Here is a 12,756-nt window from a genome sequence, read left to right as displayed (position 1 = left end):
CGGCCGGTTGCGTGGTGGGCCCGCGGACCCACGACTGGGAGCCGGCGGCCGACGCCGAGGGGACGCCCATCTGCCTCCACCTCTTCCTGACTTCTCCGCCCGCTTCGCGTACCGCGGCGGTTTCCGTTCCGAACCGGTGTGAACTGATGCGCCGCCGGGCCCGTTGCAGCCTGCGGGCCCGCGGCGATCCGTCGGGGAGCCACTACGGGAAATCGCGAGATCCGGTTCACGGTCTCCGGGACCCGTTTCGCGCCGTCGGGCGAACGTCGAGGAATGGGGTGCGACCGGTCGTGGGACGAGGTGCCACCGGCGAGGGTCAGGAGTCCCGCCAGCAGAAGACGCAGACGACGCTGCTGCTCGGCGGATTCGTCGTGGGCAGTCTGGGGTGCGTCGGGACCGCCCTGTTCATCATCGTTCTCCTGGCGGCCGTGCTCATCGTGTGCGCCATCGGCTTCCTGCTGTGGCCGCTGGTGATGATCTGCCAGATCTTCGACGTCTGCGGCAGCGACGGCGAGAACAACGACGAGATCGTGCGGGTCGTCAACGGCAACGGGAAGGACGCGCTGTACGCCCCGGCCGTGCAGGACGACCTGCTGGAAGCCGTGCGGAAGGCCGGGCGGGAGTGCACGGAGATCGGCCCCGTCGTCATCGCCGCGCAGATCCAGCAGGAGTCCGGGTGGAACGAGGACCTGGTCGGCCCCGACGGGGAGAAGGGCATCTCCCAACTGCCCCCGGACAAGTTCGACGAGTTCGGCGAGGACGAGGACGACAGCGGCGAGACCTCGGCGACGGATCCCGAGGACTCGATCGTGGCGCAGGGCAAGTACCTGTGCTCGCTGGCCGAGGAGATCGCCGGGCTCCTGAAGAGCGGTGCCGTCGAGGGAGACCCCCTGGACCTGACCCTGGCCGCGTACGACGTGGGGCTCGACGTGATCAAGGACGCGAAGGGCATCCCCAAGGGCTCCCCCGCGAACGGTTACGTCTCCGCCGTCAGGAGCGCGTTCCCCCTGTACGCGGGGACCGTCAAACCCCCGGACGGAGAGGACTACCCCAGCCTGGAGCCACGGCCCACCCCCAGCTAGGGCCTGTCCAGCGCATCTTCGCCGGGCTCACCGGGCTCCCCGGGGACGCCGCCACCGTCAATCGAGCGTCAAAGCGATGTGGAACCCCGCTCGCGAAGCTTCCTGCGCCCGGGACCGGGACCGGTCCCGGGGCCCGTACCCCACGAGGCCACACAGCGAGGAAGTGCGATCGTGAGCTGGACCGTGATGGGTTCCTCGGCAGCCGTGAATGCCCGGGAACGTGCGCTGCGTACGCTGTACGACGAGCAGGCGGGCGCCCTTTTCACCTATGTGGTACGGCTGTTGGGAGGTGACCGGCACCGGGCCGAGGACGTGGTGCAGGAAACGCTGCTGCGCTGCTGGCGCACGCAGGACCTGGACGTCGGCCGGCCGATCCGGCCGTGGCTCTTCCGGGTGGCCCGCAACCTCGTCATCGACGATTACCGGCTGCGGATGGCCCGCCCCCAGGAGGTCGGCGGCGACGCCTGGCTGGACGACTTGGTCACGCGCTCCGACGACGTGGACCTGCTGCTCTCCTCCCTGCTGCTCAGGAGCGCCTTCCAGCAGTTGTCGCCCCACCACCGCGAGGTGCTCTACGAGACGTACTACTCCGGCAGGTCGATGCGCGAGGCGGCCCGGCGGCTCGGCATACCGCCGGGCACCGTCAAGTCGCGGGTGCACCACGCGGTACGGGCGCTGCGGCGGGCCATGGACGTCGACGGCGCCGACGGGAAGCCGGGCGCGAGACCCGCGTGGCTGTCGTGACGTCGCCGCCCCGCCGGGGCGGGCGGGGCGGACGCCCGCGGGCCGGGCTCTGGCCGTGCCGTGCGGCGGGCCGTCCCGGAGGCGCCGCCGCTCATCCCGCCGACCGGGCGTGCACCGCGGGACGCTCCCAGGACGGGACCGTACGGGGACGTCGGTGGTGGCGGGCAGGTGCCTCCACCGCAGGTGCGTCCACCGCCGGTTCCGGCAGGGCCGGGGCAGGTGCGTCCACCGCGGGTTCCGGCCGGGCCCCGGCAGGGGAGCCGACCGCCGGTTCGGGTCGCCGCGGGGCAGGCGGGGCCGGCTCCGGGGCGGGGCGCCGCGAGGGGTGGGAGTCCGCCGCCGGGAGCGCCGGCCTCTCCGCCGCGCGCGCGTCCTGCGCCTGCGTCAGCCACGCCTGGTGTTCCAGCACCGCGGCGAGCGCCTCGCCCGCCCTGCCCGGGAGTTCGCGGCGCATGCGGATCACTTCGTCCCCGGCGGCCAGCGCCTGCTCCCTCCGGCCGATCTGCAGCCACAGGGTCTCGGCCCGGCTCGCGATCGTCTCGGCCCGCTCGCCGTCCTTCCGGTAGTGCCAGCGCTCGGCCACGTCGCGGTAGAGCCGGATGCCGCCGAGCGCGTCCCCGGCGAGGGCGACGACCCGGGCGCGGATCTCGCGGATGCGCAACGCGTCGGGGTGGGAGACACCGAGTCGCAGCGCGGCCAACTCGTCGAGCCGGGCGGCGAGCACGGCGGCCTCGTCGACACGGCCGGCTTCGAGGTGGTCCCGTACCTGCGCCAGGAACGCCGCGTACGCTTCGGGCTCCGCCTGCGCGCCCGGCCCGGCGGCGTCCGCCCCGGCCGCCGCCGGCTCGCCGGCGATCGCCTTCGCCGCGCGTTTCGCGCGGCGCTTCTGCTGCGCCGTGGCGCGTCCGCCGTCCGGAACTCCGCTCACGGCTCCCTCGGGCGAGATGACGAGGTGCCACACGGCGCCGTCCGCTTCGGTGGCCCTGGCGCGTACGGGGCGGCCGAGCCAGGCCGCGGCGCCGGCCACCGCCGCCACCGCGGCGGCCCGGGTGGGGTGCCCGGACGTGGTGACCAGCGGGCCGGACGCGAGGACCCGGCCGTCGCCGTGCACGGTGAGGCCGTAGACCGGCCAGCCGGGCACATCCGCGTGTTCCTGCGCCGCCGGGGGCGTGGGCGTCGTCGTCATGAGGCGCTCCTCGGTGCTTTCCGGACGTACGTGAGGTCTGGGCTAGTTGACGGTGACGCCGGCGACCCGCCATGCCTCGCCGGGCGCCGTACGGGTCAGGTGGACGTACGCCGCCACGACGACGGGGGCGCCGCGCCATCCGTCGCGTCCCGCCGGGGTGGCCGTGACCCTCCACTGCCGCCACGCCCCCGTGCCGGTGTCGGCGGGCTTGGCGGCCTCGTCGGCCGGCTCCAGCGCCACGGAGGTGGAGGCCCGGTGGCCGGCCCACTCCCGCCACCGGGCGCCGGGGGCCGGCGGGGGCCGGCCGGTGCGCAGCCGGTCCGCGTACTCCGCGGTCAGCCAGCCCGCGTCCGCGGCGCGCAACCCGGCGTCGCCTGGCCCGTCGTCGACGGCCGTGTCGTACGTCCACAGCACGGTCAGCGCGCCCCGGCTCACGGCGTCGGCGTCCGTCCGTTCGACGTCGCGGTGGCGGACGACGCCGCCCGCCGGCGTGCCGGGGTCCTCGCGATCCGGGGGCGCGGAGGCGCCGTTACCGGGGTTCGAGGGAGTCGGGTACGGGCCGGTGCCGGTCGCGGCGGGCACCGGGGGTGCCGTACGCGCGCCGTCCCCGGCCCCGCCGGCAGCACCGCCGGCAGCACCGCCGGAGCCGCATCCGCTCGCGGCGAGAGCGAGCGAGAGCACCGCCGTGGCCGTCGCGGCGAGGCCGCGCCTGCTGCGGGAAGTCACCCGAACCGCCTCACCTTCTGCGGCTTGCCGGCGTAGTGCGGCTCGGCGAGGCTGCTGATCCTGACCACGTCTCCGGTCCTCGGCGCGTGGATGAACTGCCCCCGGCCGATGTAGATGCCGATGTGGTCGTAGCTGCCGCCCAGCCGGAACCCGATCACGTCGCCGGGACGCATGTCCTCGCGTGCCACCGCACGGCCGGCGGTGACCTGCATCTGGCTGACGCGCGGCGGGACGACCCGGCCCCCGCTCGCGTGGTAGACCGCGTACTGCACGAGGCTGGAGCAGTCGAACCCCACGGTGCCCGCGCCCTGCGCGAAACCGCGCCCGGGGCCTTCCGGCCCGCCGCCGCCCCACGAGTACGGGGTGCCGAGCCACTTCTCGGCGGCGGCCACGACCCGGTCGCCGAACGGCCCGCCGGGCGCGGCCGGTTCGCTCGCGGTGTACCGGGACATGGACGTGATGATCGCCGTGACGTAGCTCTGGGTCTCCGGGTACGGCGGAATGCCCCCGTAGGCTTCCACCGCCCCCGGGCCCGCGTTGTAGGCGGCGAGCATCAGCCGGGTGGGGTCCTGGTCCAGGTCCAGCGCCCTGACCTCGTCCGCCAGCCAGCAGTCGTAACGGGCCTGGGTCATGATGGCATCGCCGGGAGTGAACGGGTCGGCGATCCCGTCGGGTTCCGCGCTCCCGTCCCTGCCGGCCGCGTCCACGCCCCACGTCGCCCAGGTGCCGGGGAGGAACTGGCTCAGCCCCTGCGCGTCAGCGGGGCTCACGGCGTCGGGTGACCAGCCGGACTCCGCCTCGATCTGCGCGGCCAGCAGCGGTGCGCCGACCTCCGGGCAGAGGCTGCCGGCGCGCTCGATCCACCGCACGTACGCGGCCGGTACGCGGGCGGTGTCCAGCCCGGTCTCGAACCCCGCGGGGGCCGCGTCCTGTTCCCGGCCCACGGCACCCAGCACCGAGAGGCCGAGCAGGAAGCAGACCAGCCCCACGACGGCGCAACCCGTCAGCAGTGCCGCCGGTCTTGGGTCGGACATGGGTGAATCGCCCCTTGTTGCTCTAGAAGTTCCTATAAGAGTCTCTTGCGAGGATTATCAATCTATGTATATCTTCTGCGTGTTGTGTCGGAAGAGGGAGGGACTGCCGTGGAAGGGAATGCGCCGGTCGCCAACCCCTGGCTGCCGCAGCCGGGCCTTCCGGAGGGCTCCCACGGGAAACCTCCGCCACCGGTTCACGGGCGACCGGCCGGGCTCACCGGCCCGGCGGCGCCCCAGGGCGCCGGGGTCCCGCGGCCGGAGCGGCCGCTGCCGGTCGCCCGGGCGCGGCCGGACGGCGGGCAGTCCTGGTGGTGGCTGGGCGTCCACGGCGGCGCGGGCGTCAGCACGCTGGAGCGCACCGTGCCCGGTGGCCGCGACGCGGCCCGCGCCTGGCCGGTGGCCGGTGAGCCGCAGCCGGTGGTGCTGGTCGCCCGCTCCACCGCGCACGGCCTGGACGCCGTGGGGTACGCCGCCCGGCAGTGGTCCTCGCGCATGGTCACCGGTGTCGAACTGCTCGGTCTGGTCGTCGTCGCCGACGCCCCCGGACGGCGTCCCCGGCCCCTCCGGGACCGGGTCCGGCTGGCTGCCGGCGCGGTGCCCCGGCTGTGGGAGGTCCCGTGGGTGGAGCCCTGGCGGCTCGGCGAGCCGCATGTGCCCCGGGAGTGCGCGTCCCTCGCGCACGACCTGATCCGACTCACCCGACTCGCCTAGAGAGGTGCCGAGTTGTCCAGCCTGCTGGCGGCCTTCGTGGACGCCCCCTCGTATCTGGCCCAGACGGTCCAGCCCTCCCCGCAGCCCTCGGGCGTTCCCGACGTCGGCGAGGGAGAGGCCCCGCCCGGGGCGAACGACCTGCTGACGGTGCTGCGCTGGGCGGCCTGGAGCGTCACCGCGCTGTGCGTCGCGGGCATCTTCGGCGTCGCCGGCCGGATGGCGGTCGACCACTCCCGGGGCGGCGGCCGGGAGCACGCCCGGGGGCTCGGCTTCGTCGTGGGGGCCTGCATGCTCCTCGGCTCCGCCTCGGGCATCGTCGGGGCACTCGTCTAGCGGCCGGCCGGCATCCGATCACCGTGAGGAGAGGGGAAGGGACCATGGCAGACCCCGGCGGCCGCGCCGCGGCCGACGAGCCGCGCAGCCCGTGGCTCCGTACCGGATTCGTCCTCGCCGCCGCGTTCCTGGGCTTCGTCGCCGTCGTCGGCGGGGCGGCCGTCGTCACGTCGGACACGCCGGGCGGCTCCGGGACGGACGGCGCCGCCGCCGACGCCCCGCCGTCCGGCGGCCGGGAGGGCGGGGCGGTGCCGCCGGCGCGCGGGGGCGGCGCCGGCGGTACGTGCCCCGAACTCGCCGACGCGCGGCAGGACATCCCCACCGCCGCCCCCCGCGGGACGACCTGGAGCCTGTACGAGGGCGTCGCCCTGCCCGCGTCCGAACAGGCGGGCCCTGCCGTGGCCGACGCCGACGTGGCGCGCTGCTATGCGCGTACGCCCGTCGGCGCGCTGCTGGCCACCAGCCAGATCAGCGTGCGCTATCTGGCGGCCCGCGACTGGCGGAAGGTGACCCGGACGCAGACCGTCGGCCCGGGCCGCGACGCCTACCTCGCCGAGCGGGCCGAGGCGGAGGAGAGCGCGCCGCCGACCGGCCCGGAAGGCGGCGCGCACGGGCAGATCGCCGGGTTCCGGTTCGTCACCTACACCGGCACCACCGCCGTGATCCAGACCGTGTGGCGCTTCCCCGACGGCCGGATGCAGGCCGCCACCACGACCGTGCTGTGGCAGGAAGGCGACTGGCGGCTCGAATACCCGGCCGCTCCCGCCGCCGCCACCCCCGTCGACTCGCTGGCCGGGTACGCCGAGTGGGGAGGGGTGTGATGGCGGGCTGCGACTTCGGCTGGGTGGCCCCGTCGGTGGGCGGCTACTGCGTCGGCGACGGCGCCGGGACGGCCCCCGGGAACCTCGGCGACAGCGCGTTCGACGACATCGCCGAGAGCGCCGCGGAGGCCGCGGCCATCACCGTCAAGGCGCTCGGCAGCGCCTGGATGCACCTCGGCAGCCCGGACCTGGGCGACGACGCCGGTCCGGTGGCGTTCCTGCGCGGCTCGACGCTGTGGCTCACCGCGTTCACCGCCGTCCTGTGCCTGCTGGCCGCGGCCGGGCAACTCGCCTGGCAGCGCCGCGGCGAGCCGGCCCGGCAGGCGCTTCAGGGGCTGCTCAACCTGGTGGTGGTCTCCTCGGCCGGGGTCGCCGCCGTCGGCCTGCTGGCATCGGCGGGCGACAAGTTCGGCGTCTGGATCGTCGACAGATCCACCGGGTGCCGGCAGATCAGCGCCGCCGGGGAGCCGGTCGCGCAGTGCGTGGCGGAGTTCGACAAGCGCACCTCCGCCATGCTGGCGCTGGGCGGCACGGACTCGTCGTTCCTCGTGCTCATCATGGCCCTCCTGGTGATCGCGGGCACGGTGGCGCAGATCGCCCTGATGATCGTGCGGGTGGCCGTGCTGGTGATCCTCACGGGCACGCTGCCGCTGGCCGCGGCGGCCAGCTCCACTCCCGCGGGACGGGTCTGGTTCCGCCGCTCGACCGGCTGGCTGCTGGCCTTCGTGCTGTACAAGCCGGCCGCGGCGGTCGTCTACGCCGCCGCGTTCTCGATCACGGGCCGACGGCAGGACGACGAGGTCGTCTCCATGATCTCCGGGGTCGTCCTGATCACGCTCGCCTGCTTCACACTGCCCGCCCTGATGCGGTGCGCCGCCCCCGTCGTCCAGGCGGCGGCCTCCGGCCGGGCGGGCCGTGCGGGCCGGGCGGCCGCGGCAGGGCCGGCCGCCGCGGTCACCGGGGCGCTGCCCGTACCGCATCTGCGCAGCCTGGCCACCGGCCGGTCGGTGGCGGGGGCCGCCGTGAGCCCCGACCCGGCCGGCGCCCGCGCGGGCCGTACCGGCGGTACGAGGAGCGCGCGAGGCGCGGTGGCGGCCCGCGGGAGGCCGGACGGCGAGCGCGGCGCGCCCCCGGCCGCCCACGACGTACCCCCGGAAGGCCCGCCGGTGGCTGACGCCCCGGTTGCGGACACCCTCGAGGCGCGGCCAGGGGACCGGGACGGCGCGGCGGCACTGCTGCCGGTGCCGGCCCGGCAGGATCCCGACGACGAGGAGGAGCGGCCCAGTGGCGGCTGACCAGCAGATCACGCGCACGTACGGCAACTTCCGCAAGCCCCGCACCTCCGGCCTGCGCGGCCTGTCCCTCGGGGCGACACTGCTGCTGTTCGCCGGGCTGACCGCCGTGGTGCTCGCGACCCTGGTGTCCGTCTGGGCCGCACTGGCCCTCGCGGTCTCGCTCGCGGTGGTCATGGCACCGCTGGCGCTGAAGGACCGGCACGACCGCACGCTGATGCGGCGGGCCGCCGTTCGCGCTGCCTGGTGGCGCACCACCTCGTCCGGCGGCAACCTGTACCGGTCGGGCCCTCTCGGCCGGACCGGCGGCAGTTGCCGGCTGCCCGGCCTGGCAGCCGAGTCGTCGCTGACGGAGGCGAAGGACGGCTACGGCCGCCCGTTCGCGGTCGTGTCCATCCCGTCGATCGGCCATCACGCCGTGGTCATCTCCTGCGACGCGGACGGGGCCGCTCTGGTCGACGAGCGGCAGGTCGACACCTGGGTGGCCCACTGGGGCCAGTGGCTGTCGGCACTGAGCGAGGAGCCGGACCTCGTCGCCGCGAGCGTCACCATGGAGACCGCGCCCGACACCGGAGTCCGGCTTCAGCAGGAGATCGACGCCAACGCCGTGGCCGAAGCCCCGGCGCTGGCCGTGGCGATGCTGGACGAGGTGCTGTCCGCGTACCCCGCGGGCTCGGCGCAGATCGCCACGCGGATCGCGCTGACGTACTCCGGCGCGGCCCGCCCGGGCACGCCCCGGCGCGGCGCCGAGGCCATGGCGCTGCACATCGGCACCCGGCTGCCGGGCCTCACCGCCGGCCTGTCGATGACCGGCGCCGGCGCGGCCGTGCCGATGACCGCGACCGAACTCGCCGAGGCGGTGCGCGTCGCGTACGACCCGACCGTGGCGCAACTCGTGGAGGAGGCACGGGCCGCCGGCGGCACCGGGCTGACCTGGCGCGAGGCGGGCCCCATGGCGGCGCAGGAGGCGTGGGACCACTACCGGCACGACGGGGCGTTCAGCGTGACCTGGGCCATGACGGAGGCCCCGCAGGGCGAGGTCTTCTCCAGCGTCCTGACCGGTCTCGTCCAGCCCCACGGCGACATCGCCCGGAAGCGGGTCTCGCTCCTCTACCGCCCGCACACCCGGGCCGAGAGCGCCCGCGTCGTCCAACAGGACTACAAGAACGCGCTGTTCAACGCCCAGCAGGCGCAGATCGGCCAGGCCCGGGAGGACGCGGAGGTGACCGCGGCACGCCGGAGCACGGAGGAACAGGCCCAGGGCCACGGCGTGATCCGCTTCGGCCTGCTGATCACGGCGACGGTCAACTCCGCCGCGGAACTGCCGAGAGCGGCGGCGGCCGTCGACAACCTGGCGCCGGCGGCCCGCATCGCGGTGCGGCCCGTCTACGGGTCGCAGGCGGCGGCGTTCGCGGCGGCGCTGCCGCTGGGACTGGTGCTGCCGCTGCATACGGCGCTGCCGCAGACGGTGCGAGACGCGATGTGACGGGGCCGGGGAGAGCACGGCACAGAGTCCCGGACCGGCAAGTGAGAACCGAAAGAACCCGAAACGGAACGAAGGCTACGAAACCGCAAACAAGAGGGAGAAAACTCCATGCCACGCATGCCCGGCAAGCTCCGCGGACGGCCGCGCCCCACGGCCCGGGGCTGGCCGGGCCCCGGCGGCGGCACGGTCGGCTACGTCGACCCCGCGCCGGAGTGGCGCGGTACGTCCGTGCAGGTGTGCGGCCTGTGGCCGTTCGGCGCGGGCGCCGGGACCCCGATGGTCGGGGTCCCGCTCGGCCGCGACCTGGACTCCGGGGCCACGGTGTGCTGCGACCCCGTGTCGTGGTTCATGCGCACGGGACTGCTGGCCAACCCGTCGATGTTCGTGCTCGGCCGGCCCGGGCTCGGCAAGTCGACGGTCGTCCGGCGCATGGCGCTCGGCCTCGCCGGCTACGGCGTCCACCCGCTGGTCTTCGGCGACCTGAAGCCGGACTACGCCGACCTCATCCGCGCGATCGGCGGACAGGTCATCAGCCTCGGCCGGGGCCGCGGCAACCTCAACGTCCTCGACCCCGGCACGTCCCTGCAGGCCGCGTCCCGCCTGACCGGAGGCGCCCGGCGCCGGCTTCTCGCCGATATCCGCGGCCGCCGGCTGCACATGGTCTCCGCGCTGGTGACCATCCTGCGCTCGGCGCCGCCGACGGACCGCGAGGAGACGATCCTCTCGGCGGCCCTGAAGGTTCTCGACGACCGGCACGGATCGGGCGCCGGCCCGAACGGGATTCCCGTGCTCGCAGACCTGGTGCGGGTCATCAAGGACGCGCCGGAGGCGGTGCGTTCGGTCGCCCTCGACCGGGGCGACATGGCCCGCTACCGGGACATCACGGAGCACCTGGAGGCGTCGCTGACCGCGCTGCTCGGCGAGGGCCGCCTGGGCGGCACGTTCTCCCGGCCGACGACGGAGGCGATGAAGCTGGACCGCCCGGTCTGCTTCGACGTCAGCGGCATCGACGACGGCGAGGTCCTGCTGCAGGCCGCGGCGCTGCTGTCCTGCTGGTCGTACGGCTTCGGCGCGGTCTCCGCGGCGCACGCGCTCGCGGACGCGGGACTGGAGCCGCAGCGCAACTACTTCCTCGTCATGGACGAGTTGTGGCGCGTTCTCCAGGCGGGCCGCGGCCTGGTCGACCGCGTGAACGCCCTCACCCGCCTGGACCGCCAGCGCGGCGTGGGCCTGGCCATGATCACCCACAGCATCGACGACCTGCTCGCGCTGTCCTCGGAGGAGGAACGCACCAAGGCGAAGGGCTTCGTGGAACGCGCCGGCATGGTGATCTGCGCGGGCCTGCCCCCGGCGGAGATACCGCAGCTCACCGACGTCGTGGAGTTGACGGAGGCGGAGAAGCGCCTGCTGGTGGACTGGTCCACACCGCCCGCCTGGGACGCAGCCGGCGGCCGCCGCGCCGAGCCGCCGGGCCTCGGCAACTTCCTGGTCAAGGTCGGCAGCCGGCCCGGGATCCCCCTGCACGTAGACCTGACGACGGCGGAGCTGGAGGTCAACGACACGAACAAGCGCTGGCACACGCCGGAGGGACCGGAACCACGGCCGGAGAGCCCCGCCCCGGGGCCGACGCCGGTCACAAGAAGAGAAGACGACCGATCCGCCGACTGAGCCCCGACCGCACCCAACACGCCCACCCGGTTGCGCCCTCCCCGCCCCCACAAACCGGCCACCGCATCTGGCACGCCGCAAGAAGCCCTCCAGCGACCACGGGCCACACGACCGAACGCCCGGCAAGCAAGACATCGCGCCGGGCGTCCCTTCAAAACACCCAACCAGGCCACGACGGTTCTCCACCCCCCCGGAAAGCTGCTGGGGCGTACACACAGTGATCGTCATCCCATGCCGTCCCGGTCCCGCTTCGGCGGCGAGACCGGGACGGGAGGCTGGTCTACCTGGTGATCTCGACGGTGGCCGCACCCGTGGCCGTGGTGTGCCAGTCGTCGCCGGCGTAGGACACCTCGTACGTCACCTGACCGGGATCGCTCGGGCGGTCGGTGAACGAGAAGGCGCCATCGGCTCCTACGGTGGCGCTGCCGCCGGGGAAACCCGTCGGGTGACCGTCGTCGTAGCGGGTCACGGTCACGGCCGTGCCGGGACCGAAGGTCCCCGCCGGGGTCAGGGCTCCGGTGACGGTCAACTCCCTGTTTTTCTTGCTGGTGGCGGGGGCATCGAGGGCCAGCGCCGTCGGTGCGGTTCCGAAGCCGCCGTCCAGAACGTGCAGCGAAAAGCTGTCGGCGCCCCGGCTCACCACGAAAATACGGCTCCGGTCCGGAGCCCAAACCACCCCGCGGGGCAGGAGATAACTCGACCGGGCCAGATCGAGATCGACGCTCTGCAGCGGAGCATACGCTCCCGGTTTGAACACGTGCAGGTCGTCGCCGTCCGACTGGTAAGCTCCCGCAGCCACGGTGCCGTCAGGTGCAATGTCGACGGAATTGGCGTCGGTGGTCATGGGATAGGCGCCGCGGAACGACAGGTCATCGATATCGAAGACCTGGAGTTCGCTCCTGGGAAACACGTCGGTGGCGGGAAGGAAGCTCTCTCCGTCCGCGCTCACCGCGATATCCGTCAGATAATCGCTGCCCTCCGGGCCGAAGTCGCGCTGCTTGTCCAGCAGTTGTGCGGTGCCGGTGCTGACGTCGTAGGACGCGACGGAGGCCGGCGCCAGATTCTTCTCCCCGGCCACGAGGCGATCCGGGGCCGCGGGCGCCGAGGCGAGCAAGGGTGCCGAATTCCAGCTCCCGCCCTGCTCTGTCCGGAGCACAGGCTGCTCTCCGGACACGTCGAGTGAGCCAATGTCGCCAGGTGCCAGCGGCTCGGTTCCGCTGTACCCGAACCAGATCTTCCCACCGGCTGGTGCCAGTGACACAGGAGTGTTGGGCGAGGTGGCGTAGCGTGCGGTCTCCGTCAGCGTGTCGGTGTCGATCGCGGCGATGGCGTCGGCATCTCTGAGAGCCACGTATACGGTGCCGGAGTCAGGCGAAAGCGCCAGCCCTGAGGCGCCCGCCATGCCCGTCAGGTGCGCAACGGTTTGTCCCTCGTAGTCCGTTACAAGGACGCTGTCTCCGGTCGGATCGCTGAGGAAGACCCTCTGACGGCTGCTCTCGACCACCGTCTCCCAGTACGACGAGATGGGCAGCTCGACCGCCATCGCGCTTGCCGTACCGGGCGTGGCCGTGGCGGGAGTCGAGGGAAGTGAGAGCGCGAACGTGCCGAGTAACGCGGTGAGCGCGACGCCCGCCGCGCGTCTGGGTATGCGAAGGATGGGTGACCTCCCGGTG

The 12,756-nt window shown here is 74.0% G+C and carries 12 protein-coding genes; 8 read left to right on the top strand and 4 right to left on the bottom strand.

The genetic code is table 11. The annotated features are described in order from the left end of the window. Positions 1-290: 290 nt before the first annotated feature. Both ACFYVJ_RS28565 and ACFYVJ_RS28560 read left to right on the top strand, forming a co-directional pair. Positions 291-1,082, top strand: a complete 792-nt coding sequence (locus tag ACFYVJ_RS28565; RefSeq protein WP_388897308.1) for a lytic transglycosylase domain-containing protein — start codon at positions 291-293, stop codon at positions 1,080-1,082. A 171-nt stretch (positions 1,083-1,253) separates the two neighbouring features. Beyond that, positions 1,254-1,826, top strand: coding sequence for a sigma-70 family RNA polymerase sigma factor (locus ACFYVJ_RS28560; RefSeq protein WP_388897305.1), 573 nt, complete (start codon positions 1,254-1,256; stop codon positions 1,824-1,826). 91 nt (positions 1,827-1,917) lie between these two features. Here ACFYVJ_RS28560 and ACFYVJ_RS28555 read toward each other — a convergent pair whose 3' ends face one another. From ACFYVJ_RS28555 to ACFYVJ_RS28545, 3 genes are read right to left on the bottom strand one after another with little or no spacing between them, the layout of a single operon-like run. Next, positions 1,918-3,012 carry a hypothetical protein gene (locus ACFYVJ_RS28555; protein ID WP_388897303.1) on the bottom strand — a complete coding sequence of 365 codons (1,095 nt, stop codon included), beginning with the start codon at positions 3,010-3,012 and terminating at the stop codon, positions 1,918-1,920. Positions 3,013-3,054: 42 nt separating this feature from the next. Then, the gene (locus ACFYVJ_RS28550; protein ID WP_388897300.1) at positions 3,055-3,738 is read right to left on the bottom strand and encodes a hypothetical protein; all 684 of its coding nucleotides are present in this window, start codon (positions 3,736-3,738) and stop codon (positions 3,055-3,057) included. Beyond that, a complete protein-coding gene (locus ACFYVJ_RS28545; protein ID WP_388897297.1) occupies positions 3,735-4,772 on the bottom strand; it encodes an NlpC/P60 family protein in 1,038 nt (345 codons plus the stop codon). Before ACFYVJ_RS28545 ends, ACFYVJ_RS28550 begins: the two co-directional genes overlap by 4 nt. 108 nt (positions 4,773-4,880) lie before the next feature. On the opposite strand from ACFYVJ_RS28545, the gene ACFYVJ_RS28540 reads away from it, so the two are divergent. The 6 genes from ACFYVJ_RS28540 (at position 4,881) to ACFYVJ_RS28515 (ending at position 11,083) form a co-directional block, all read left to right on the top strand. Next, positions 4,881-5,483: a DUF6668 family protein gene (locus tag ACFYVJ_RS28540; RefSeq protein WP_388897294.1), complete on the top strand. Its 603-nt coding sequence runs from the start codon at positions 4,881-4,883 to the stop codon at positions 5,481-5,483. Between the two features lie 12 nt (positions 5,484-5,495). Further along, a complete protein-coding gene (locus ACFYVJ_RS28535; RefSeq protein WP_388897291.1) occupies positions 5,496-5,816 on the top strand; it encodes a hypothetical protein in 321 nt (106 codons plus the stop codon). Between the two features lie 44 nt (positions 5,817-5,860). After that, positions 5,861-6,637, top strand: a complete 777-nt coding sequence (locus ACFYVJ_RS28530) for a hypothetical protein (RefSeq protein WP_388897288.1) — start codon at positions 5,861-5,863, stop codon at positions 6,635-6,637. Next, a complete protein-coding gene (locus tag ACFYVJ_RS28525) occupies positions 6,637-7,932 on the top strand; it encodes a hypothetical protein (RefSeq protein WP_388897285.1) in 1,296 nt (431 codons plus the stop codon). Before ACFYVJ_RS28530 ends, ACFYVJ_RS28525 begins: the two co-directional genes overlap by 1 nt. Beyond that, a complete protein-coding gene (locus tag ACFYVJ_RS28520) occupies positions 7,922-9,415 on the top strand; it encodes an SCO6880 family protein (protein WP_388897282.1) in 1,494 nt (497 codons plus the stop codon). Before ACFYVJ_RS28525 ends, ACFYVJ_RS28520 begins: the two co-directional genes overlap by 11 nt. A 108-nt stretch (positions 9,416-9,523) precedes the next feature. Next, a complete protein-coding gene (locus ACFYVJ_RS28515; RefSeq protein ID WP_388897279.1) occupies positions 9,524-11,083 on the top strand; it encodes an ATP/GTP-binding protein in 1,560 nt (519 codons plus the stop codon). Between the two features lie 280 nt (positions 11,084-11,363). Here ACFYVJ_RS28515 and ACFYVJ_RS28510 read toward each other — a convergent pair whose 3' ends face one another. Next, positions 11,364-12,626 (bottom strand): YncE family protein, encoded by a 1,263-nt coding sequence (locus ACFYVJ_RS28510; RefSeq protein ID WP_388897276.1) that lies wholly within the window; start codon positions 12,624-12,626, stop codon positions 11,364-11,366. Positions 12,627-12,756 lie beyond the last annotated feature (130 nt).

Source organism: Streptomyces sp. NPDC004134 (assembly GCF_042874195.1).
In the GTDB taxonomy this organism is placed as follows: Bacteria; Actinomycetota; Actinomycetes; order Streptomycetales; family Streptomycetaceae; genus Streptomyces.
The sequence above is the reverse complement of the archived record's forward strand: the minus strand, read 5'-3'. Positions and strand labels throughout refer to the sequence as shown.

Bases quoted from the DNA above. Each gene is read 5' to 3' on its own strand.
- ACFYVJ_RS28555 (WP_388897303.1), bottom strand. From the start codon at position 3,012: ATGACGACGACGCCCACGCCCCCGGCGGCGCAGGAACACGCGGATGTG.
- ACFYVJ_RS28545 (WP_388897297.1), bottom strand. From the start codon at position 4,772: ATGTCCGACCCAAGACCGGCGGCACTGCTGACGGGTTGCGCCGTCGTG.
- ACFYVJ_RS28530 (WP_388897288.1), top strand. From the start codon at position 5,861: ATGGCAGACCCCGGCGGCCGCGCCGCGGCCGACGAGCCGCGCAGCCCG.
- ACFYVJ_RS28525 (WP_388897285.1), top strand. From the start codon at position 6,637: ATGGCGGGCTGCGACTTCGGCTGGGTGGCCCCGTCGGTGGGCGGCTAC.
- ACFYVJ_RS28515 (WP_388897279.1), top strand. From the start codon at position 9,524: ATGCCACGCATGCCCGGCAAGCTCCGCGGACGGCCGCGCCCCACGGCC.
- ACFYVJ_RS28510 (WP_388897276.1), bottom strand. From the start codon at position 12,626: ATGGCGGTCGAGCTGCCCATCTCGTCGTACTGGGAGACGGTGGTCGAG.